Annotated in this window: 19 protein-coding genes; 9 read left to right on the plus strand and 10 right to left on the minus strand. The window is 71.5% G+C overall.

Going from position 1 to position 20,270, the window contains the following annotated elements:
- The first annotated feature begins 69 nt into the window (after positions 1-69).
- The 5 genes from phoR to WQ53_RS02280 all read left to right on the plus strand — a co-directional run bounded on the left by phoR (position 70) and on the right by WQ53_RS02280 (position 7,418).
- Positions 70-1,416: a phosphate regulon sensor histidine kinase PhoR gene (phoR, locus tag WQ53_RS02260; RefSeq protein ID WP_052633867.1), complete on the plus strand. Its 1,347-nt coding sequence runs from the start codon at positions 70-72 to the stop codon at positions 1,414-1,416.
- Positions 1,417-1,438: 22 nt separating this feature from the next.
- Entirely contained in the window at positions 1,439-3,550 is a 2,112-nt protein-coding gene (ppk1, locus tag WQ53_RS02265) for a polyphosphate kinase 1 (protein WP_082112802.1), read from the plus strand.
- 46 nt (positions 3,551-3,596) lie between these two features.
- Positions 3,597-5,135 (plus strand): exopolyphosphatase, encoded by a 1,539-nt coding sequence (gene ppx, locus WQ53_RS02270; protein WP_052630011.1) that lies wholly within the window; start codon positions 3,597-3,599, stop codon positions 5,133-5,135.
- 55 nt (positions 5,136-5,190) lie between these two features.
- Positions 5,191-5,595 (plus strand): YidH family protein, encoded by a 405-nt coding sequence (locus tag WQ53_RS02275; protein WP_052630013.1) that lies wholly within the window; start codon positions 5,191-5,193, stop codon positions 5,593-5,595.
- Between the two features lie 80 nt (positions 5,596-5,675).
- A complete protein-coding gene (locus WQ53_RS02280) occupies positions 5,676-7,418 on the plus strand; it encodes a vWA domain-containing protein (protein ID WP_082112803.1) in 1,743 nt (580 codons plus the stop codon).
- 798 nt (positions 7,419-8,216) lie between these two features.
- Here the strand turns inward: WQ53_RS02280 and WQ53_RS02285 are convergent.
- The 7 genes from WQ53_RS02285 to WQ53_RS02315 form a co-directional block, all read right to left on the minus strand.
- Positions 8,217-9,161 (minus strand): aspartate carbamoyltransferase catalytic subunit, encoded by a 945-nt coding sequence (locus WQ53_RS02285; RefSeq protein ID WP_052630017.1) that lies wholly within the window; start codon positions 9,159-9,161, stop codon positions 8,217-8,219.
- A gap of 143 nt (positions 9,162-9,304) precedes the next feature.
- Complete coding sequence (gene ruvX, locus WQ53_RS02290) at positions 9,305-9,781, minus strand: Holliday junction resolvase RuvX (protein WP_052630019.1); 477 nt, start codon at positions 9,779-9,781, stop codon at positions 9,305-9,307.
- Positions 9,774-10,343 carry a YqgE/AlgH family protein gene (locus tag WQ53_RS02295; RefSeq protein WP_052630022.1) on the minus strand — a complete coding sequence of 190 codons (570 nt, stop codon included), beginning with the start codon at positions 10,341-10,343 and terminating at the stop codon, positions 9,774-9,776. Before WQ53_RS02295 ends, ruvX begins: the two co-directional genes overlap by 8 nt.
- 68 nt (positions 10,344-10,411) lie before the next feature.
- Complete coding sequence (locus WQ53_RS02300; RefSeq protein WP_052633871.1) at positions 10,412-11,086, minus strand: YitT family protein; 675 nt, start codon at positions 11,084-11,086, stop codon at positions 10,412-10,414.
- Between the two features lie 188 nt (positions 11,087-11,274).
- Positions 11,275-11,856 (minus strand): hypothetical protein, encoded by a 582-nt coding sequence (locus WQ53_RS02305; protein ID WP_052630024.1) that lies wholly within the window; start codon positions 11,854-11,856, stop codon positions 11,275-11,277.
- Positions 11,857-11,958: 102 nt separating this feature from the next.
- On the minus strand, positions 11,959-13,089 hold the full coding sequence (locus WQ53_RS02310; RefSeq protein ID WP_052630026.1) for a PilT/PilU family type 4a pilus ATPase: 1,131 nt from the start codon (positions 13,087-13,089) through the stop codon (positions 11,959-11,961).
- Between the two features lie 50 nt (positions 13,090-13,139).
- Positions 13,140-14,177 (minus strand): type IV pilus twitching motility protein PilT, encoded by a 1,038-nt coding sequence (locus WQ53_RS02315; RefSeq protein WP_052630028.1) that lies wholly within the window; start codon positions 14,175-14,177, stop codon positions 13,140-13,142.
- A 114-nt stretch (positions 14,178-14,291) separates the two neighbouring features.
- Between WQ53_RS02315 and WQ53_RS02320 the strand changes: the two genes are divergently transcribed.
- From WQ53_RS02320 to WQ53_RS02335, 4 genes are all read left to right on the plus strand, one after another.
- Positions 14,292-14,972: a YggS family pyridoxal phosphate-dependent enzyme gene (locus tag WQ53_RS02320; RefSeq protein ID WP_052630030.1), complete on the plus strand. Its 681-nt coding sequence runs from the start codon at positions 14,292-14,294 to the stop codon at positions 14,970-14,972.
- A gap of 46 nt (positions 14,973-15,018) precedes the next feature.
- Positions 15,019-15,858 (plus strand): pyrroline-5-carboxylate reductase, encoded by an 840-nt coding sequence (gene proC / locus WQ53_RS02325; RefSeq protein WP_052630032.1) that lies wholly within the window; start codon positions 15,019-15,021, stop codon positions 15,856-15,858.
- A complete protein-coding gene (locus WQ53_RS02330) occupies positions 15,855-16,322 on the plus strand; it encodes a DUF4426 domain-containing protein (protein WP_052630034.1) in 468 nt (155 codons plus the stop codon). The genes proC and WQ53_RS02330 overlap by 4 nt, the downstream gene beginning before the upstream one ends.
- 214 nt (positions 16,323-16,536) lie before the next feature.
- Positions 16,537-16,953: a hypothetical protein gene (locus WQ53_RS02335; RefSeq protein WP_052630036.1), complete on the plus strand. Its 417-nt coding sequence runs from the start codon at positions 16,537-16,539 to the stop codon at positions 16,951-16,953.
- Between the two features lie 52 nt (positions 16,954-17,005).
- Here WQ53_RS02335 and WQ53_RS02340 read toward each other — a convergent pair whose 3' ends face one another.
- From WQ53_RS02340 to WQ53_RS02350, 3 genes are all read right to left on the minus strand, one after another.
- Positions 17,006-17,866 carry a pirin family protein gene (locus WQ53_RS02340; protein ID WP_052633873.1) on the minus strand — a complete coding sequence of 287 codons (861 nt, stop codon included), beginning with the start codon at positions 17,864-17,866 and terminating at the stop codon, positions 17,006-17,008.
- Between the two features lie 131 nt (positions 17,867-17,997).
- Positions 17,998-18,657, minus strand: a complete 660-nt coding sequence (locus WQ53_RS02345) for a DUF2306 domain-containing protein (RefSeq protein ID WP_052630038.1) — start codon at positions 18,655-18,657, stop codon at positions 17,998-18,000.
- A gap of 44 nt (positions 18,658-18,701) precedes the next feature.
- Positions 18,702-20,063 carry an NAD-dependent succinate-semialdehyde dehydrogenase gene (locus WQ53_RS02350; protein WP_052630040.1) on the minus strand — a complete coding sequence of 454 codons (1,362 nt, stop codon included), beginning with the start codon at positions 20,061-20,063 and terminating at the stop codon, positions 18,702-18,704.
- Between the last annotated feature and the right edge of the window lie 207 nt (positions 20,064-20,270).

The following is a 20,270-nucleotide window of genomic DNA, read 5'->3' on the forward strand; positions in this document are numbered from 1 at the left end:
GACCGGATGAACGACCCCCACGCCACGCCGCCACCGCGCATCCGGGACAAGGCCACGAACATCGAGCGGATGCCGCCGCACCTGCGCGCGGCCTGGCGGCGCACGCTCGCGGTGCTGGCCGCGCTGCTGGCCGGTGCGGTGCTGGCGGGGCTGCTGGTCGGCCAGGTCGGCTGGGTGCTGGCCGCCACCGCGCTGGGCGTACTGGCCTGGCACTACTGGCGCCTGCGCCGGGTGCTGCTCGGGCTGACCGCGCGCCGCCGCTGGGAGCCGGCCCACGGCACCGGCGCCTGGAACGAGCTGGACCACCTGCTGCACCGCAGCCAGAGCGAGATGCGCGCGCGCAAGCGCCGCCTGCTGGACATGCTGCGCGCCTACCGCGCCGCCGCCGCCGCGCTGCCGGACGCGGTGGTGGTGGTCGACCGCAACACCCAGCGCACGATCTGGTTCAACCGCGCGGCCACCGACCTGCTCGGCCTGCGCCACCCGCGCGACCTGGGCGCCTCGGTGGTCGACCGGCTGCAGCCGCTGCCGCTGGCGCGCTGGCTGGCCTCCGGGCGCAACGCCGAGCCCATGCTCGACGCGCCGTCGCCGGTGGACGACCGCGTGCGCCTGAACCTGCGCCTGATCCCCTACTCGGACGACTACTGGCTGCTGGTGGCGCGCGACGTCAGCAAGCTGCTGCGGCTGGAGCAGATGCGCCGCGACTTCGTCGCCAACGTCTCGCACGAGCTGCGCACGCCGCTGACCGTGGTCCATGGTTACCTGGACATGCTCGACCCGACCGACTTCCCGCAGTGGCAGCCGATGCTGGCCGAGATGCAGAAGCAGTCGCAACGCATGACCCGGCTGGTCGAGGACCTGCTGACCCTGTCGCGGCTGGAATCGCGAGACAGCCTGCCGGAGGAGACCGTGGCGATGGCGCCGATGCTGGCCACGCTGCGCCGCGAGGCCGAGGCCTACAGCCAGGGCCGGCACGCGGTCGAAGTGCACGACCACGCCGGCTGCGACCTGCTCGGCTCGACCCAGGAACTGCACAGCGCCTTCTCCAACCTGGTGACCAACGCGATCCGCTACACCCCCGCCGGCGGCCGGGTGGACGTCGAGTTCTCGCGCACGCCCGACGGGGGTGCGATGCTGGCGGTGCGCGACACCGGCTACGGCATCCCCGAGACCCACATCCCGCGCCTGACCGAGCGCTTCTACCGGGTCTCCAGCAGCCGATCGCGCGAGAGCGGCGGCACCGGCCTGGGCCTGTCGATCGTCAAGCACGTGCTCGGCCTGCACCAGGCGCGGCTGTCGATCGAGAGCACGGTCGGCCAGGGCAGCGTGTTCGCCGTCCACTTCGGCCCTGAGCGCGTGCAGGTCCGCGAAGCGGATCCCCTCGCCCTTCCGGTGGCCGGCGGCACCGGCCACTGACTTCCCGTTCCCAGGCCCCGTCATGGACACCGACACCCCCCTGCCCGACTCCCGACCCGCGATCCACGAGCACGACGCGCACGGCGACGCCCTGCGCGACCCGGCGCTGTACCTCAACCGCGAGCTGTCGCAGCTGGACTTCAACTTCCGCGTGCTGGCGCAGGCCCAGGATCCGCAGGTGCCGCTGCTGGAGCGGCTGCGCTTCCTGTGCATTTCCTGCACCAACCTCGACGAGTTCTTCGAGATCCGCGCCGCCACCGTGCGCCACGCGGTCGACCTCGGCCTGCCGGCGCAGTCCGACGGCATCGCCCCGGCGCAGCTGCTGGACCTGATCCACGACCGCGCCGCCAAGCTGGTCGACGCGCAGTACCACTGCTGGAACGAGGTGATCCGGCCGGCGCTGGCCGAGGCCGGGGTCGGCGTGCTCGGCCGCAACAGCTGGAACGCGCGCCAGCGGCGCTGGCTGCGCGCCTATTTCCGCAACAAGGTGATGCCGGTGCTGTCGCCGTTGGGGCTGGACCCCTCGCATCCGTTCCCGCGCATCCTCAACAAGTCGCTGAACGTGGTGGTGGTGCTGGAGGGGATGGACGCGTTCGGGCGCCCCAGCCACCTGGCCATCGTCCGCGCGCCGCGCTCGCTCAGCCGCATCGTCGCACTGCCGCCGAGCCTGGCCGGCAAGGGCAAGCAGGCGTTCGTGCTGCTGTCGTCGATGCTGGCCGCGTTCGTCGACGAACTGTTCCCGGGCATGACCGTGCGCGGCGCCTACCAGTTCCGGGTGACCCGCAACTCCGAACTGGTGGTGGACGAGGACGAGGTCGAGAACCTGGCCTCGGCGCTGCGCAGCGAACTGGTCGGCCGCGGCTACCGCCCGGCGGTGCGGCTGGAGATCGCCCACGACTGCCCCAGGCCGATCGTGCGCACCCTGCTGCAGAACTTCGAACTGGGCGAGAACGCGGTCTACTACATCGACGGCCCGGTCAACCTCAACCGGGTGATCCAGGTCCACGACCTGGTCCAGCGCCCGGAACTGAAATACCCGCCGTTCACGTCGCGCAAGCGGCTGGAGGACGAGGCAATCTTCCGCAGGATCGCGCGCGGCGACGTGCTCCTGCACCATCCGTTCGACTCCTTCGCCGGCGTGCTCGAACTGCTCAGCCAGGCCGCCACCGACCCGGACGTGCTGGCGATCAAGCAGACCCTGTACCGCACCGGCAAGGACTCGGCGATCGTCGACGCGCTGGTCCAGGCCGCGCGCAACGGCAAGGACGTGACCGTGGTGGTCGAACTGCGCGCGCGCTTCGACGAGGACGCCAACCTCGGCGTGGCCGACCGCCTGCAGGAGGCCGGGGTGCAGGTGGTGTACGGCGTGGTCGGGTTCAAGACCCACGCCAAGATGCTGCTGATCGTGCGCCGCGAGGGCCGCCGCCTGCGCCGCTACGCGCACCTGGGCACCGGCAACTACCACTCCGGCACCGCGCGCGCCTACACCGACCTGAGCCTGCTCACCGCCGACGCGGACATCGGCAACGACGTGCACATGCTGTTCCAGCAGCTGTCCGGGCTGGCGCCCTCGATCCGGCTCAAGCGCCTGCTGCAGTCGCCGTTCACCCTGCACAGCGGGATCCTGCAGCGGATCGAACGCGAGGCGCGGCTGGCCGCCGCCGGGCGGCCCGGGCGGATCATCGCCAAGATGAACGCGCTCAACGAACCGCAGGTGGTGCGCGCGCTGTACGCGGCCTCGCAGGCCGGGGTGAAGATCGACCTGATCGTGCGCGGCGCCTGCACCCTGCGCCCGGGCATCCCGGGCGTGTCGGACAACATCAAGGTGCGCTCGATCGTCGGCCGCTTCCTCGAGCACAGCCGGGTCTACTGGTTCGGCAACGACGGCAAGCCGGACCTGTACGGCGCCAGCGCCGACTGGCTGGAGCGCAACCTGCTGCGGCGGGTCGAGACCTGCTTCCCGATCCTCGAGCCGGCGCTGGCCGAACGGGTGCAGCGCGAGGCGCTGCAGAACTACCTGGCCGACAACCTCAACGCCTGGGAACTGGGCGCCGACGGCCGCTACCACAAGTGCGCGCCCGGCGAGGGCGAGGCCCCCTACTCGGCGCAGCAGGCCCTGCTGGAGGCGCTGTAGCGTGGACGCGGAGGCGCCGGCCCGGCCATCCGCTAAGATTCGCGCCATGCCCGGCTCCCTGCAGACACGCGCCTCTTCCCGTCCCCAGGTCCAGGACGGCGACGCGCTGGCCGCGATCGACCTGGGCTCCAACAGCTTCCACATGGTCCTGGCCCAGCACATGCTGGGCCAGCTGCGCGTGGTCGACCGTCTGCGCGAGACCGTGCGCCTGGCCGACGGCCTGGACGGCGAGGGCGGGTTGTCCGCGCCGGCGCGGCAGCGCGCGCTGGACTGCCTGGCCCGCTTCGGCCAGCGCATGCGCGGCGTGCGCCGCCTGCACGTGCGCGCGCTGGCCACCAACACCGTGCGCCAGCTGCGCCAACCGCAGTCGTTCCTGGCACCGGCCGAGGCGGCGCTGGGCTATCCGATCGAGGTGGTGTCCGGCCGCGAGGAGGCGCGCCTGATCTACCTGGGCGTGGCCCACGCACAGCCGCCCAAGCCCGGCCAGCTGCGCCTGGTGATCGACATCGGCGGCGGTTCGACCGAGTTCATCATCGGCCACGGCTTCGAGCCGGTGGAGCGCGAGAGCCTGCAGGCCGGCTGCATCGCCAGCACCCGCCGCTTCTTCCCCAACGGCCGGCTGTCGAAGAAGAAGTGGAAGGACGCGCTGACCGAGATCAGCGCCGAGTTCCAGCAGTTCGCCGGGCTGTACCGCGCGCTGGGCTGGCAGGAGGCGCTGGGCTCCTCGGGCACGCACAAGTCGATCGGCGAGATCTGCGCGGCGATGAAGCTGACCAAGGGCGCGATCACCGCCGAGGCGCTGCCGCAGGTGCGCGAGCGCCTGCTGCAGGCCGACAGCATCGACGAGATCGACCTGCCCGGCCTGTCCGGCGACCGCCGCCCGATCATCGCCGGCGGCGTGCTGGTGCTGGAGGCCGCATTCCAGGCCCTGGGCCTGCAGAAACTACTGGTGAGCAAGGCGGCCATGCGCGAAGGCATCCTCTACGACATGCTCGGCCGCGGCGGCGCCGCCGACCCGCGCGACGCCTCGGTGCAGGCGCTGACCCGGCGCTACGGCATCGACGAGATCCAGGCCGCGCGCGTGGAAGGCACCGCGATGCGCCTGTTCGAACAGGTCGCCAGCGACTGGGCGCTGGACGATGACGACGCGCGCATGCTCGGCTGGGCCGCGCGCCTGCACGAGCTGGGCCTGGCCATCGCCCACAGCCAGTACCACGTGCACGGCGCCTACGTGCTCGAGCACTCGGACATCGCCGGCTTCTCGCGGCAGGAACAGCAGGTCCTGGCCGCGCTGGTCCGCACCCACCGTCGCGGCGTGCCGAAGAGCGCCTTCGACGCCCTGCCCGACCGCCTGCTGCTGTCGGCCCGGCGCAAGGCCGCGCTGCTGCGCCTGGCGGTGTTGCTGCACCGCTCGCACGATGGCGACGACATCGCCATGCTGGCCGCATCGGTCGGCGGCAACCGCCTGCAGCTGGTGCTGGACCGGGACTGGATCGAGACCCGCCCGCTGCTGCGCGCCGACCTGCTGGCGGAGAAGGAAGGCATGCCCGGGCTGGGCATCGAATTCCAGCCGATGGTCGCCTGACGCCCGGCGGTGCCGGCGGCCGGGACGAGGACGCAACCTGCACGAGGAGACCGCGATGACCGAGCCCGCCAAGACCTCCAACGAACTGGCCGCCGAGCGCACCAGCCTGGCGGACCTGCGTTCGCACCTGGCCAACGAGCGCACCCACCTGGCCTACCTGCGCACCACGGTGTCGCTGATCGGCTTCGGCATCACCCTCAACCGCTTCAGCATCTACCTGCAGCAGAACGACCAGATCGCCGAGGCGCCCTCGCGCATGCTGCGCGACACCGGCAACATCGGCCTGGGCATGGTGGTGATCGGCCTGGGCCTGCTGCTGTGGTCGCTGTGGCGGTTCTGGCGGGTCAGCCGCGACATCGAGCAGGACCGCTTCGTCCCGCACTACCGGGCCGTGTTCGCGATCAGCCTGGGCCTGCTGTTCGCCGGCGGCCTCAGCGCGGTGTGGCTGTTCCTCGGCTAGCCCGGGACCGCATCGCCGGGGTTTAACCCCGCCGCCGCGGCTGGCGCGTTCGATCTCCCGTCCAACCCGGGAGTACCGACATGCGCAACGCCCCGCCGTCCCCATTGTTCCAGGCCGCCGCCAGCGGCGGCATCCTGCTGCTGGCCCTGGCCCTGTCCGCCTGCCGCTCCGGCCCCTCCACCGCGCGCACCGAAGCGGCCGAGGCCGACGCCGCCGCGGCAACGGCGAAGGAAATCGCCGGGCCGCGGCCGACCGACACCTACGCCGCCGCGCCTCCACCGTCCCCGCCCGCCCCCGCCGCGTTGATGGACATGCAGCGGCGGCAGGCGGCCATCGCGCCGGCCACGGCTTACCTCCAGGTCCCCATCGCCCCACCGGCCAACACCGAACGCTATGCGGCGCGCGACGACAATCCGGTGCAGCGCACTGGCGAGCAGCCGCTGTCGACCTTTTCCATCGACGTGGACACCGGCAGCTACGCCAACGTGCGGCGGATGCTGCGCCAGGGCGTGCGCCCGCCGGCCGACGCGGTGCGGGTCGAGGAGTTCCTCAACTACTTCGGCTACGGGCATCCGGCGCCGGCCACCCGCGAGGTGCCGTTCCGGGTGACCACCGAACTGGCGCCCTCGCCCTGGAACCCGAAGCGGCAGCTGCTGATGGTCGGGATCAAGAGCTACGACGTGGCCAAGGCGCAGCTGCCGCCGGCCAACCTGGTGTTCCTGATCGACACCTCCGGCTCGATGCACTCGCCGGACAAGCTGCCGCTGCTCAAGCAGGCCTTCGCCCAACTGGTGCCGCAGCTGCGCGCGCAGGACCGGGTCTCGATCGTGGTCTACGCCGGTTCGGCAGGTCTGGTGCTGCCGCCCACGCCCGGCGACCGCCACGCCGAGATCCTGGCCGCGCTGGAACGGCTGCAGGCCGGCGGCAGCACCAACGGCGGCGACGGCATCCGCCTGGCCTACGCGGTGGCGCGCCAGGGCTTCGTCGAAGGCGGCGTGAACCGGATCCTGCTGGCCACCGACGGCGACTTCAACGTCGGCACCGTCGACCGCGGCACGCTGGAGACCTGGGTCGCCGACCAGCGCAGGTCCGGGATCGCCCTGTCCACCCTCGGCTTCGGCCAGGGCAACTACCACGACGCGATGGCCGAGCGCCTGGCCGACGCCGGCGACGGCAACCACGCCTATATCGACACGCCCGAGGAGGCGCGCAAGGTACTGGTCGAACAGATGCAGGCCACGCTGCTGACCATCGCCAACGACGTCAAGATCCAGATCGAGTTCAACCCGGCGCAGGTGGCCGAGTACCGCCTGGTCGGCTACGAGAACCGGCTGCTGGCCCGCGAGGACTTCGCCAACGACCGGGTCGACGCCGGCGACATCGGTGCCGGCCACGAGGTCACCGCGCTGTACGAGATCGCGCTGGTCGGCTCCGGTGGCGAACGTCTGCCGCCGCTGCGCTACGGCAGCGCCACGACGGGTGACGCCAAGGGCGGCGAACTGGCCCACCTGCGCCTGCGCTACAAGCTGCCCGGGCAGGAGCGCAGCCGGCTGGTCGAAACCCCGGTGCTGCGCTCCTCGCTGCGCGCGCAGCCGAGCGAATCGCTGCACTTCGCCGCCGCGGTCGCCGGCTACGCCGACCTGCTGCGCGGCGGCACCAATGTCGAGGGCTGGACCTGGGACGACGTGGCCACCAGCGCCCGCGGCGCCGTCGGCGAGGACCGCTGGGGCCTGCGCCGCGAGTTCGTCGACCTGGTCGAGTCGGCGCGGCAGATCACCGCCGCCGACTCCACCGGTGCAGCAGCGGCGATCGCGGCCGACTGATGCGCATGGCGCGGTCATCCACGCGATATTGAAGTGACCGACCGCGCCAGCAGCAGCCGTGCTCTTCTCCCTCCCTTTCGCCGCAGGTGAAGGGGAGGACCGGGGAGGGGTGCTTTGCTTTTTTGCTCCAGATCACAAGCCTCGGCCCCGGATCGGGCCGCGTGTGTCTGGTAGCTGGAGAAAAAGCGCTGGCTTCGGAAGGGGTCGCCGCGCCCAGGGGGTATGGCGCATCGCTCCGCTCCGGCGTCCTGCCTCCAAGTCGCGACCGCAGCGCATCCATGTGCTGCTTGCGCCAGACCCCCTCGGCACGACGGCCTCGGGAGCTTTGGGGGTGTGGCTTCGATTGGACGAACAAAGGCAAAGGCACCCTTCGGCCCTCCCCTTCGTCTGCGGCGAAAGGGAGGGGGGCGAATCCGCGACAGCGCCGCTTTTTGTAGGAGCGGGCATGACCGCGACACGGGCGTCGGAATCACGGGGGCGTCGCCTGCGCCGACGGCGTCGGGTCGCGGTCATGCCCGCTCCTACAAAAAGCCGTGCGCGGCTCATCGCCTGTGAACGGAGCCACGACCCAAAAGCTCCCGAAGACGTGGCGGGCCGGGGGTATTGCGGCAGTGGCCATGGATGGCCACGTCGGCGAGTCGGCACAGGGATGTGCCGTCGAGACGACCGCAATACCCCCGGCCTGCCACGGCTCAGCCCGAAGCCGACCACACCCGGCGCTTTTGATTGTGCGGTTGCGGTTGCGGTTGCGGTTACCACCGTCGCGGTTGCCATCGCAGGCACCCGCCCTACCCGGCGTCAGCCGAGCAGATGCTCCAGCACCGCCATGCGCACGGCCACGCCATTGGCAACCTGGCGCAGCACCCACGACTGCGGACCGTCCGCGACCTCGTCGGTGATCTCCACCCCGCGGTTGATCGGGCCCGGATGCAGCACCGCCGCCTCGGGCGCCGCACGCCCGAGCCGCTCGACGGTCAGGCCGTAGCGCGCGTGGTAGTCCTCCAGCGACGGCACCAGCCCCTCCTCCATCCGCTCGCGCTGCAGGCGCAGCATCATCACCGCGTCCACGCCCTCGAGCATCGCGTCGAAGTCCGTGCCGACCACGCAACCGGCGGTGATGTCCGCCTCCGGCAGCAACGCCGCCGGGCCGCAGACGCGGACCTCCCCGGCGCCGAGCGCACGCAACGCGTGCAGGTCCGAACGCGCCACCCGCGAATGCTTCACGTCGCCGACGATCAGCACCTTCAGCTTCGCGAAGTCGCCACCCCTGGCCTGGCGCAGAGTCAGCATGTCGAGCAGGCCCTGGGTCGGGTGCGCACTGCGGCCGTCGCCGGCGTTGACCAGCGCGGTGCCCTCGCCGGCCACGTCGGCCAGCGCCTGCACCGCGCCGTCGTCCGGGTGGCGCACGACGAAGCCGCGCACGCCCATCGCCTCCAGGTTCTTCAGCGTGTCGCGCGCGGTCTCGCCCTTGCGCGTGGACGAGGTCGAGGCGTCGAAGTTGAGCACGTCCGCGCCCAGCCGCTGCGCGGCCAGCTGGAACGAACTGCGCGTGCGCGTGGACGGCTCGAAGAACAGCGTGCACACCGCGGTGCCGGCCAGCACGGTGCGCTTGCCGACCCGGCCGACGGCCGCGTCGCGGATCTGCCCGGCGCGGTCGAGCAGCTGCAGCATGGTGCTGCGCGGCAGTCCCTCCAGGGTCAGCAGGTGGCGGAGGCGGCCATCGGAATCGAGTTGGGGCGTCATGGCGTCGTTCGGGTTCTGTGTGTAGGAGCCGGGCTTGCCCGCGACACGGGTGCTTCCGGTTGCGGGGTGCTGGACGGACAAGGGTCAGGACTTCATGGGCAAGCTGTGTACAAGAGGTGGCGAGTCGCCGGCAAGCCCGGCTCCTACACCGGCGTGGCGTCCTCCGGCGCGGCGAGCCAGCGCTCGACGATCACCGCGGCGGCTGCCGCGTCCAGCGCGGCCGCGTCGCGGCGGCGGCAGTTGCCGGCCGCACGGTCGCGGGCGAAGCGCTGCGCGGCCTCGACCGAGCTGGAGCGCTCGTCGACCATCGCCACCGGCAGCCGGAAACGCGCCTTGAGCTCGCCGGCGAAGGCACGGGCGCGGCGCCGGATCGGCTGGTCGCCGCCGTCCAGGGTCATCGGATCGCCGACCACCAGCCCGCGCGGGCGCCACTCGCCGTGCAGGCGCTCGATCGCCTTCCAGTCCGGCCCGGACTCGCGCACGTCGACCACCGCGACCGCGCGCGCGCCGCCCAGGGCACTGCCCACGGCGACCCCGATGCGCCGCGCGCCGACGTCGAAGCCCAGCACGATCGCGTCGGCCGGCGGCATCGCGGCGGCGGCCGGCGACGGGTCAGGCATGCCCGCTGTAGTCGGCCAGGCGGAACAGGTCGTCCACGCCGATGCGCCCGGCGGCGGTCTGCCAGCGGCGCTCCAGCGGCAGGTCGAACAGCACCTCGGCGTCGACCGGCGCGGTCAACCAGGTGTTCTCGCCCAGCTCATATTCCAGCTGCCCGGCGCCCCAGCCGGCGCAGCCCAGGGCCACGATCGCGTGCGCCGGGCCCTCGCCGGCGGCCATCGCCTCGAGGATGTCGCGCGAGGTGGTCAGGTACAGGCCCTCGCCCACCTGCAGGCTCGAATCCCATTCCCGGCCGCCGTCGTGCAGGACGAAACCGCGTTCCTGGTGCACCGGCCCGCCGTGCAGCACGGTGCGCGCGCACAGCGCCTCGTCGTCGCTGCCGATGCCCATCTGCGACAGCACCTGGCCCAGCGTGTACTCGGAGGCGCGGTTGACCACCACGCCCATCGCGCCCTGCTCGTCGTGCTGGCAGATCAGGGCCACGGTGCGGGCGAAATTGGGGTCGGCCAGGGCCGGCAGCGCGATCAGCAGCTGGTTGGCCAGGTTGTCGTTCGGCACGGACATGCCGACATTCTAGCGCCGCGGCGTCCCGCGCGCGGCGGGCGGTTCGGCCACGAGCGGCGCGCCCCGCCCTACACGCCCATGTAGCGGTGCGGGCGGTGGTTGAACATCAGCACCAGGCTCAGCACCAGCGAGCCGATCGCCGAGTAAAGCACCTTCGACGGCGCCAGCACGAACAACGCCGAGGCCATCAGCACCGAGTCGAACGCCAGCTGCACCTTGCCGGCGCTGATCCCGCGTTCGCGCTGCAGGTACACCGCCAGGATGCCGATGCCGCCCAGGCTGGCACGGTGGCGGATGAAGAACAGGATGCCCAGCCCACACAGAGCCCCGCCGACCAGCGCCGAATACAGGCCGGTCATCTGCGACCAGGACGCCCAGCGCGGCAGCAGGTCGGTGAGCAGGCCGCAGGCGCCGACCGCGGCGAAGGTCTTGAGGGTGAACTCCCAGCCCATCCGCCGCACCGCGATCCAGTAGAACGGCAGGTTCACCAGCACGAAAACCAGGCCGAAGTTCCAGCCCAGCGCGTAGTGCAGCAGGAACGAGACCCCGGCCATGCCGCCGATCATGATCCCGCCCTGGGCGAACACGGTCAGGCCCAGCGAGGCCACCAGCGTGGCCAGGACCATGCCCTGGACGTCCTCGGCCACCGAATGGTGAAAAGCACGGTCGCCCGCCTCGGTTCCTGCGGAATCGGGGGGCGGGGTCAGCGGGCCGGCGGTGACGACGGCGCCGTCTTCGGGCAGGGTTTCCTGCCCGGGCCGGAGGTCCGGATCGGGGGGATTCACGTTTGCGGTACCGCGTTGGGGGCGCGTATTAGACACCAGCCGGCTCCTGGCCGCATGCGGTCCCGCGCCTCCTCCGCCGAAAACGGCGAGGCCGCCCGAAGGCGGCCTCGATGGTACTGACCGACGGTGCGGCGCCCGAGCCGCAACTAGTAGGAAGTATCGGGAAGCATCAGGCCCAGGAGCAGCAGCAGCAGGACGCCGCCGCCGAACACGATCGCCAACCAGTTCCAGACCGAATACTCATCGGCGACCGGGTCGCCGATGCGCTCGGCCTGGTTGTAGGCCCGCGCCAGGGAATTGACCGGCAGCAGCGGCACGAAGATCAGGAAGCTGAGCACCCAGTACGGATCGGGCAGGCGCGAGGCCAGGTTGAGCAGGAAATAGCTGATCGCCAGCGCGCCGGGCGAGAAGCCGAGGGAGCGGCGGCGACCTTCGGCGATGCCCGCCATCGCCTTGAAGCAGCTGTAGGCCCAGATCGGCGAGAACAGCGCGCGCCAGAATGGCATGACGTCCGGGCGGTCGATCAGCTTGATCGCCTTCCAGTTGCAGTAGAACCAGTACAGCACGTACAGGCCGAAGGTGCAGGACGACATCACCACCAGCTTGAGGGCGGGTGGCGCGAACAGCGCGGTGGTGTCGACCGCCGCGGCCTCCAGGCGGGGCGGCAGGCCCTGAGGTGCGGCGATGGCGGCAGGCGCCTGGTACGGATTCGGAACGTCCGACTGCATGGATTCCCCCTGTGATGGCGACCCCCTGTGGAACCGGCCATACCGTCGCCCGCGCACGACCGGCCGGGCGCCGCAGGACGGCGCCCGCTGCATCTGCATCCGTTACCGCACTTCTGCGATCTCGACGCCGTCCAGCCCCTGCGCCAGGGTGCGTGCGTCGCCGCCCTGGGACAGCTTGATGCGCAGGCGCACCTCGTTCTGCGAGTCGGCGTAGCGCAGCGCGTCCTCGTAGCTGATCTCGCCGGCCTGGTACAGCTCGAACAGGCTCTGGTCGAAGGTCTTCATGCCCAGGTTGGTGGACTCCTTCATCACTTCCTTGAGCTTGTGGATCTCGCCGTCGCGGATGTAGTCCTGGACCAGCGGCGTGCCCAGCAGGATCTCCATCGCCACCCGGCGGCCCTTGCCGTCCGGGGTCGGTATCAGCTGCTGGGCGACCACGCCCTTGAGGTTCAGCGACAGGTCCATCAACAGCTGGCCGCGCCGGTCCTCGGGGAAGAAGTTGATGATGCGGTCCATCGCCTGGTTGGCGTTGTTGGCGTGCAGGGTGCACAGGACCAGGTGGCCGGTCTCGGCGAAGGCGACGGCGTGGTCCATGCCCTCGCGGGTGCGGACCTCGCCGATCATGATCACGTCCGGCGCCTGGCGCAGGGTGTTCTTCAGCGCGTTCTCCCAGGTGTCGGTGTCGATGCCGACCTCGCGCTGGGTGATGATGCAGCCCTCGTGCTTGTGCACGAACTCGATCGGGTCCTCGATGGTGATGATGTGGCCGGTCGAGTTCTGGTTGCGGTAGCCGATCATCGCCGCCAGCGAGGTCGACTTGCCGGTGCCGGTGGCGCCGACGAACAGGATGATGCCGCGCTTGGTCATCGCCAGCGTCTTGATGATCGGCGGCAGGTTCAGCTCCTCCACCGTCGGGATCTTGGTCTCGATCCGGCGCAGGACCATGCCCACCTGGTTGCGCTGGTAGAAGCAGCTGACGCGGAAGCGGCCGACGCCTGCCACGCCGATCGCGAAGTTGCACTCGTGGGTCTTCTCGAACTCCTCGCGCTGCGCCGGCGTCATCACGTTCAGCACCAGGTCGCGGCTCTGCTGCGGCGTGAGCGGGGTCTGCGTGATCGGGCTGATCTTGCCGTGGACCTTCATCGACGGCGGCATGCCCGCGGTGATGAACAGGTCCGACGCCTTCTGGTGCGCCATCAGCTTGAGGAACGAGGTGAAGTCGATGCTGCTCATGGCGGTGCTCCGGAAGTGCGTGGGTGTCGGGCCGGGCTATGCCGCGGCCGTCACTCGAACAGACGCTTGTCCTTGGCGTATTCCTTGGCCTGGTGGCGGGTGACCAGGCCACGCTTGACCAGGTCCTGCAGGTGCTGGTCCAGGGTCATCATGCCGTACTGCTGGCCGGTCTGGATCGCCGAGTACATCTGCGCGACCTTGTCCTCGCGGATCAGGTTGCGGATGGCCGGGGTGCCGACCATGATTTCCCAGGCCGCGGTGCGGCCGCCGCCGACCTTCTTCAGCAGCGCCTGCGAGATCACCGCGCGCAGCGACTCGGACAGCATCGAGCGGACCATCGGCTTCTCGCCGGCGGGGAACACGTCGATGATGCGGTCGATGGTCTTGGCCGCGCTGGAGGTGTGCAGGGTGCCGAACACCAGGTGGCCGGTCTCGGCGGCGGTCAGCGCCAGGCGGATGGTCTCCAGGTCGCGCATTTCGCCGACCAGGATGTAGTCCGGGTCCTCGCGCAGCGCCGAGCGCAGGGCCTCGTTGAAGCCGTGGGTGTCGCGGTGCACCTCGCGCTGGTTGATCAGGCACTTCTGCGAGGTGTGGACGAACTCGATCGGGTCCTCGACGGTGAGGATGTGCCCGTACTCGTCCTTGTTGATGTGGTCGATCATCGCCGCCAGCGTGGTCGACTTGCCCGAGCCGGTCGGGCCGGTGACCAGGATCAGGCCCTGCGGCTGGTTGATCAGTTCGCGGAAGATCGGCGGGCAGCCCAGGTCCTCCAGGGTCAGCACGTCGGAGGGGATGGTGCGGAACACTGCGCCGGCGCCGCGGTTCTGGTTGAACGCGTTGACGCGGAAGCGGGCCAGCGAGGGGATCTCGAACGAGAAGTCGACCTCGAGGAACTCCTCGTAGTCGCGCCGCTGCTTGTCCGACATGATGTCGTAGACCAGCGCGTGCACCTGCTTGTGGTCCAGGGCCGGGATGTTGATCCGGCGGACGTCGCCGTCGACCCGGATCATCGGCGGCAGGCCGGCCGACAGGTGGAGGTCGGAAGCCTTGTTCTTGACCGAGAAGGCCAGCAGTTCGGCGATATCCATGCGCGTGTTCCCCCTTGATCCACCAGTAGCCTGCGCATCGGCGCAGGCTGGAACGATACATCCCCGCGGGGCAGTATAGCGCTCCCATCGCTGCCGCCAATGGTCCGTCCATCCATGCCCGCCGACCGCCTGCGAACCGTGTTGCAGCGCATTGTGAACGCGGCCGACGCGGCGGGCCGGCCACCCCCTGCCCTGCTGGCGGTGTCCAAGACCCATCCGCCCGAGGCGGTCGCGGCACTGGCCGCGGCCGGCCAGCGGTCCTTCGGCGAGAACTACGTGCAGGAGGCCGCGGCCAAGCGCCGGGCCCTGGGCGAGGCACATCCGTCCCTGCAATGGCACCTGATCGGCTACCTGCAGTCGAACAAGGCGGCGCTGGCCGCGGAGGTGTTCGACTGGGTGCAGAGCGTGGACCGGCCGAGCGTGGCAGCCGCCCTGGCCCGCCACCGCGACCCGGCGCGCAGTCCGCTGAACGTGCTCATCCAGGTGAACGTGGAGGACGAGGCCGGCAAGTCCGGGTGCCGACCCGACGAGCTGCCGGCACTGGCCGAACGGGTCGCCGACGAGCCGCGGCTGGCGCTGCGCGGGTTGATGTCACTCCCGGTGCCGCACCCGGATCCCGAGCAGCGGCGCCCGGCGTTCCGGCGCATGCGCGTGCTGTTCGACGAACTGGCCGCCCGCCACGCCGGGGTCGATACCCTGTCGATGGGCATGAGCGACGACTTCGCCGTCGCCATCGCCGAGGGCTCCACCCTGGTGCGGATCGGCACTGCCCTGTTCGGGCCGCGGCCCGGGTGAGCGGCCGGGCGCATTCCCGCCCCCCTTCTTCAGAGAATCCCCTGCGATGACCGAACCGACCCGCGAACACGACAGCCTCGCCTTCATCGGCGGCGGCAACATGGCCCGCAGCCTGATCGGCGGCCTGGCCCGGCGCGGCGCCGACACCCGCCGGATCCGCGTCGCCGAACCGGTGGCGGCGGCGCGCGAGGCGCTGGTGGCCGATTTCGGCGTGCAGGCGTTCGAGCGCGGCGAGGCGGCGGTCGCCGGCGCCGGCCTGTGGCTGCTGGCGGTCAAGCCGCAGATGATGCGCGCGGCCTGCGAGCCGCTGGCCGCGGCGGCGCAGGCGCAGCGGCCGCTGGTGGTGTCGATCGCCGCCGGCATCCCGGTGGCCCGGCTGCAGCAGTGGCTCGGCGGCGGGCTGCCGGTGGTGCGCTGCATGCCCAACACCCCCGCCCTGCTCGGCGCCGGCGTGACCGGCCTGTACGCCGGCAACGGCGTCGATGCGGCGCAGCGCAACCGCGCCGACGAGCTGCTGTCCAGCGCCGGCGCCACGGTCTGGGTCGAGCGCGAGGAGCTGGTCGACGCGGTGACCGCGGTCTCCGGCAGCGGCCCGGCCTATGCCTTCCTGCTGGCCGAAGCGATGGAGGCGGCGGCGGTGGCCGAGGGCCTGCCGGCCGCCGACGCGCGCACCCTGGTGGTGCAGACCCTGCTCGGCGCCGGGCGCATGCTCGACGAGGCCGGCGAGGCGCCGGCCGAACTGCGCCGGCGGGTCACCTCGCCCGGCGGCACCACCCAGGCGGCGATCGAGGCCTTCCAGGCCGGCGGCTTCGAGGCGCTGGTCGCGCGCGCCGTGCATGCCGCCCGCGAGCGGGGCGCCGCGCTGGCCGCGGCGGGCGATCCGTGAGCCGCGCCCGCTTCCGGCTGGCGGCCCTGGGAGTGGTCCTGGCCCTGGCCGCCTGCGGCGGGCCGGCGCCGGAGCCGGCCCGCTTCGTCCCGCCCGCGCCCAGCGCCACCGACCTGCAGGGCCCGCTGCGCGCCCGCTACAACCTGCTGCCCACCCTGGCGCTGGGCGAGGCGGTGGCGCGCGAGTACGGCGTGGTCCGGGCGCCCGATTCGGCCCTGCTGGTGGTGGCGTTGCGCCGCCCGACCGGCGACGGCGACGAGACCGCGGCCGACGGCGAGGTCACCGCCGAGGTGGTCGACCTGGCCGGGCGCCGCCAGGCGGTGGCCCTGCGCAAGGTCGCCACCGGCGACTACATCGACCACGTCGGCATCGTCCGGATCAGCCCGCGCGACACGCTGCGGACCCGGGTCACCGTGGTCGCCGACGGCCGCCGCCAGGAATTCGACTTCCAGCGCAGTTTCTGAGGCCGGCGTTTGCATCGTCCCGGCAGGCTGGTTAAGTTCGGGCCGAGGGAGGCCGGCCTGCGCGAACATGCGACGGACGGCCTCGGGGGAGGAAGCAACGTGCGGGCGCAGCGGATCGCGCCGGCTCCGGCATGCACCGCCCACGCCACGCGGCTGCGCCGCCCGCACGCGATCCGGGGAACATGGGCCTGCACGCAGGCCGGGGGAACGCGTCATGAACAAGCTTCGCTTGCTGGCACTGCTCGCCGCCGCCTGGGCGGTGCCCGCCGCTGCGCAGGAGGCCGCCTGCCCGGCCCTGCCCGCCGGCTCCCACCTGCACTGGCAGCAGCAGGCCGGCGACGGCTTCACCGTCTGCCGGGCGCTGGACGGCGAGCGGCAGGTGCTCGGGGTGATGCTGACCAGCCAGCCGACCGTCACCCTGCGCCGCCGCTACCGCGAGGAGCAAGGCGCGATCGGCCTGCACGAGGTGCACTGGTACCAGCCGGAAATCGTCGCACCGACCAGCGAGCGCAAACGGGTCACGGTGGTGGAACTGGGCAAGAAGCGCTACGCCCAGGTCTGGGTCGACGCGGCCAGCGACGACGAACTGCAGCAGCTGCTGTCGCTGGCGCGGGGTATCGCCCTGTACTGACGCCGCGGACCTTCCGCGCCGGCGCCGGGCCGGCCGGCGCGGCGCGCGTTCGTCAGAAGCGGCCTTCCTGGAAGTCGACGAAGGCCTGCATCAGCTCCTGGCGGGTGTTCATCACGAACGGCCCGTGCCGCGCCACCGGCTCGCGCAGCGGCGTGCCGGCGACCAGGATCAGGCGCGCGCCGCCACTGCCGGCGCGCAGCGCCAGCGCGCCGCCGCCGCCGAGCACGCCCATCTCATGGTTCTCCAGCGGGCGCGCGTCCTCGCCCTCGCCCACCGCCAGCGCGCCCTCGAACACGTAGGCGAAGGCGTTGTGGCCCGCGGGCAGCGCGTACTGCCAGGCCACGCCCGGTTCCAGCGCGATGTCCAGATACAGCGGATCGGTGGCCGGCTGCGCGATCGGGCCGACGGTGTCGCCGACCCGGCCGGCGATCACCTTCACCTCCACCCCCGGCGCCGGCCGCGCGACCGGGATCCGGTCGGGGGCGAACTCCTGGTAGCGCGGGTCGGTCATCTTCTCGCGCGCCGGCAGGTTCACCCACAGCTGGAAGCCGCGCATGCGCCCGGACTCCTGCTCGGGCATCTCCGAATGGACCAGGCCGCGGCCGGCGGTCATCCATTGCACGCTGCCCGGGGTCAGCAGGCCCTCGTTGCCGTGGTTGTCCTGGTGCCGCATGCGCCCGTCGAGCATGTAGGTGACCGTCTCGAAGCCGCGGTGCGGATGGCTGGGGAAGCCGGCGATGTAGTCCTCGGCCTTGTCGGTGCCGAACTCGTCCAGCAGCAGGAACGGGTCCAGTTCCGGCAGGTCCGGCCCACCGATCACCCGGGTCAGCTTGACCCCGGCGCCGTCGGAAGTGGCGCGGCCGCGGATCGTGCGGACGATGCGGGCGGGGGTGGTGTCGAGCGACGCGTTCATGGCATGGGTCTCCAGTTCCGGCATGGGCATGACCGGCAAGATGGCGGCGTACCGGCCGCCGCGGAACCGGCAACCGCGTAACCGTCCGTTCCATCGCCGTCGCCGATCCGCGCCAAGCAGCGGCGGCACGCTCAGGCGCGTGGCGGCTCCGGCATCCGCCGCCAGCGCTCCGGAACGGCGCTGGCCGCCAGCATGGCGCGCGCCCGCGGCGAGCGCACGAACCACTCCGCCAGCAGCAGGTTCGGCACCCAGCACAGCCAGGCGATGGCCGGATACGCGACCGTGAACGAGATGCCGGCCAGCTGGCTCGATCCCAGGTAGATCCGCAGCGTCACCGCCGCCAGGGTCAGCGCGTAGCTGCGCACCATCCAGTCGCGGTGCGCGGCCAGGCGGCGACCGCGGATCGCCCGCACCGCCAGCGCGGTGGTCGCCAGCCAGCACAGGCCCAGCAGCGCGAAGCCGGTCGCGGCCACCGCCCCGGTCAGCGCGTGCGGGGCCAGTACCAGCGCCGACAGTCCGCCGACGCCCACGGCCGCCGCATACACGCGGCCGAGCCAGCGGTGCAGGCCCAGCCAGCGGTTGCGCAGTCGGGTGTTCAACTGGAACGCACCGGCCGCCAACGCCACGCCGCCGCCCAGGAGATGGCCCCAGGCCGCCAGCGGCCGCTGCCCGAACAGGTCGCGCACCAGTGGCGGACGCCACTCCGGTGTGAGCGCGACGGCAAAGGCGTACGCCGCCACCGCCAACGCCAGCACGGCCATCGCCACCCAGCCAAGGCGGTTCCAGCGCATCGCCCCCTCCCTATCCCCGTGCAGCATGCGCCCGCGCGCGCAACTCAGGCAACGTAGACGGACTTGATGTTCATGAATTCGTGGATGCCGTGCTCGGCCAGTTCGCGGCCAAAGCCCGAACGCTTGGTCCCGCCGAACGGCAGGCGCACGTCGCTGCGGACGATGGCGTTGACGAAGGCCGCGCCGACCTGCAGCTGCCGTGCGACCCGCTCGCCACGCTCCGGATCGCCGCTCCAGACGCTGCCGCCGAGGCCGAAGGTCGTGTCGTTGGCCACCCGCACGGCCTCGGCCTCGTCCTTGACCCGCAGGATGCTGGCGACCGGGCCGAACAACTCCTCCTCGTAGGCCGGCATGCCCGGTGCGACCGCGTCGAGGATCGATGCCGGGTAGCCGGCGTAGGACGCATCGGGCTCGCAGCCCAGCAGCGGCCTGGCGCCCTTGGCGATGCTGTCGCGCACCTGCTTGTGCAGTTCGTCGCGCAGGTCCTGGCGCGCCAGCGGCGCCAGGGTGGTGGCCGCGTCGTCCGGATCGCCCAGGCGCAGCTTCGCCGCGGCCTCGGCGAACCGCTCCACGAACCGGTCGGCGATGGCTTCCACCACGATGAAGCGCTTGGCCGCGATGCAGGTCTGTCCCGAGTTGCCGAAACGCGAGGCCACAGCACCGGCCACGGCCTGGTCCAGGTCGGCGTCCTCCAGCACCACGAAGGCGTCGCTGCCGCCCAGTTCCATCACGCACTTCTTCAGTTGCTGGCCGGCGGTGCCGGCCACCGAGCGGCCGGCGCGCTCGCTGCCGGTCAGGGTCACCGCGACCACGCGCGGGTCGCGCAGGACCGCGGCGGCCTGCTCGTTGTCGATGTGCAGCACACCGAACACGCCCGGCGGCAATCCGGCCTCCTCCAGCGCCTGCGCGATCAGGTCGGCGCAGCGCGGCACGTTGCTGGCGTGCTTGAGCACGGCGACATTGCCGGCCATCAGCGCCGGGGCAAGGAAGCGGAATACCTGCCAGACCGGGAAGTTCCAGGGCATCACCGCCAGCACGCAGCCCAGTGGTTCGTAGCGCACGTAGCTGCGCCGGCCGTCGGTGGCGATGGCCTGGTCCTGCAGGTAGCCGGCGGCGTGCGCGGCGTAGTAGTCGCAGGCATCAGCGCACTTGTCGACCTCGGCCAGCGCCTCCTTGCGCAGCTTGCCCATCTCGGCGGTCATGGTTTGCTGCAGGTCGCCACGACGGCTACGCAGCGCGGCGGCGATCGCGCGCAGCACCTCTCCTCGCGATTCCAGGCTGCGCTGCGACCAGCCGGGGAACGCCGCCTGCGCGGCGGCCAGCACCGCGTCGACCTGCGCCGGCGCCATCAGCTCGTGGCGGTATTCGACCTGGCCGGTCGCGGGGTTGATGGTCTCGACGGTCATCGCGTTATCGCCTGCCCTCGGCTTATGCACGGAACGGAAGTGTCGCGTCCGTGGCGTTAGGAAGGTCTGAATAGTGGGGCCATCCCCACGGAGACTTGGATCCACTGACTTTGCTTTCAGGGTACCTACTTTTCCGGCAGTTCGTAGCCGAATACCAGGTGACTTGCTACTGAGCCCAGCTCTACCTTCGACATCATAGTCTGTCAC

This window comes from Pseudoxanthomonas suwonensis (genome assembly GCF_000972865.1).
GTDB lineage: Bacteria > Pseudomonadota > Gammaproteobacteria > Xanthomonadales > Xanthomonadaceae > Pseudoxanthomonas > Pseudoxanthomonas suwonensis_B.

What these genes read in the sequence shown, in the direction of transcription:
- WQ53_RS02340 (WP_052633873.1), bottom strand. Translation starts at nt 17,866, where the DNA reads ATGAACGCGTCGCTCGACACCACCCCCGCCCGCATCGTCCGCACGATC.
- phoR (WP_052633867.1), top strand. Translation starts at nt 70, where the DNA reads ATGCCGCCGCACCTGCGCGCGGCCTGGCGGCGCACGCTCGCGGTGCTG.
- WQ53_RS02345 (WP_052630038.1), bottom strand. Translation starts at nt 18,657, where the DNA reads ATGCGCTGGAACCGCCTTGGCTGGGTGGCGATGGCCGTGCTGGCGTTG.
- WQ53_RS02315 (WP_052630028.1), bottom strand. Translation starts at nt 14,177, where the DNA reads ATGGATATCGCCGAACTGCTGGCCTTCTCGGTCAAGAACAAGGCTTCC.
- ppk1 (WP_082112802.1), top strand. Translation starts at nt 1,439, where the DNA reads ATGGACACCGACACCCCCCTGCCCGACTCCCGACCCGCGATCCACGAG.
- WQ53_RS02295 (WP_052630022.1), bottom strand. Translation starts at nt 10,343, where the DNA reads ATGTCCGTGCCGAACGACAACCTGGCCAACCAGCTGCTGATCGCGCTG.
- WQ53_RS02335 (WP_052630036.1), top strand. Translation starts at nt 16,537, where the DNA reads ATGAACAAGCTTCGCTTGCTGGCACTGCTCGCCGCCGCCTGGGCGGTG.
- WQ53_RS02285 (WP_052630017.1), bottom strand. Translation starts at nt 9,161, where the DNA reads ATGACGCCCCAACTCGATTCCGATGGCCGCCTCCGCCACCTGCTGACC.
- ruvX (WP_052630019.1), bottom strand. Translation starts at nt 9,781, where the DNA reads ATGCCTGACCCGTCGCCGGCCGCCGCCGCGATGCCGCCGGCCGACGCG.
- WQ53_RS02305 (WP_052630024.1), bottom strand. Translation starts at nt 11,856, where the DNA reads ATGCAGTCGGACGTTCCGAATCCGTACCAGGCGCCTGCCGCCATCGCC.
- WQ53_RS02280 (WP_082112803.1), top strand. Translation starts at nt 5,676, where the DNA reads ATGCGCAACGCCCCGCCGTCCCCATTGTTCCAGGCCGCCGCCAGCGGC.
- ppx (WP_052630011.1), top strand. Translation starts at nt 3,597, where the DNA reads ATGCCCGGCTCCCTGCAGACACGCGCCTCTTCCCGTCCCCAGGTCCAG.
- WQ53_RS02275 (WP_052630013.1), top strand. Translation starts at nt 5,191, where the DNA reads ATGACCGAGCCCGCCAAGACCTCCAACGAACTGGCCGCCGAGCGCACC.
- WQ53_RS02310 (WP_052630026.1), bottom strand. Translation starts at nt 13,089, where the DNA reads ATGAGCAGCATCGACTTCACCTCGTTCCTCAAGCTGATGGCGCACCAG.
- proC (WP_052630032.1), top strand. Translation starts at nt 15,019, where the DNA reads ATGACCGAACCGACCCGCGAACACGACAGCCTCGCCTTCATCGGCGGC.
- WQ53_RS02350 (WP_052630040.1), bottom strand. Translation starts at nt 20,063, where the DNA reads ATGACCGTCGAGACCATCAACCCCGCGACCGGCCAGGTCGAATACCGC.
- WQ53_RS02320 (WP_052630030.1), top strand. Translation starts at nt 14,292, where the DNA reads ATGCCCGCCGACCGCCTGCGAACCGTGTTGCAGCGCATTGTGAACGCG.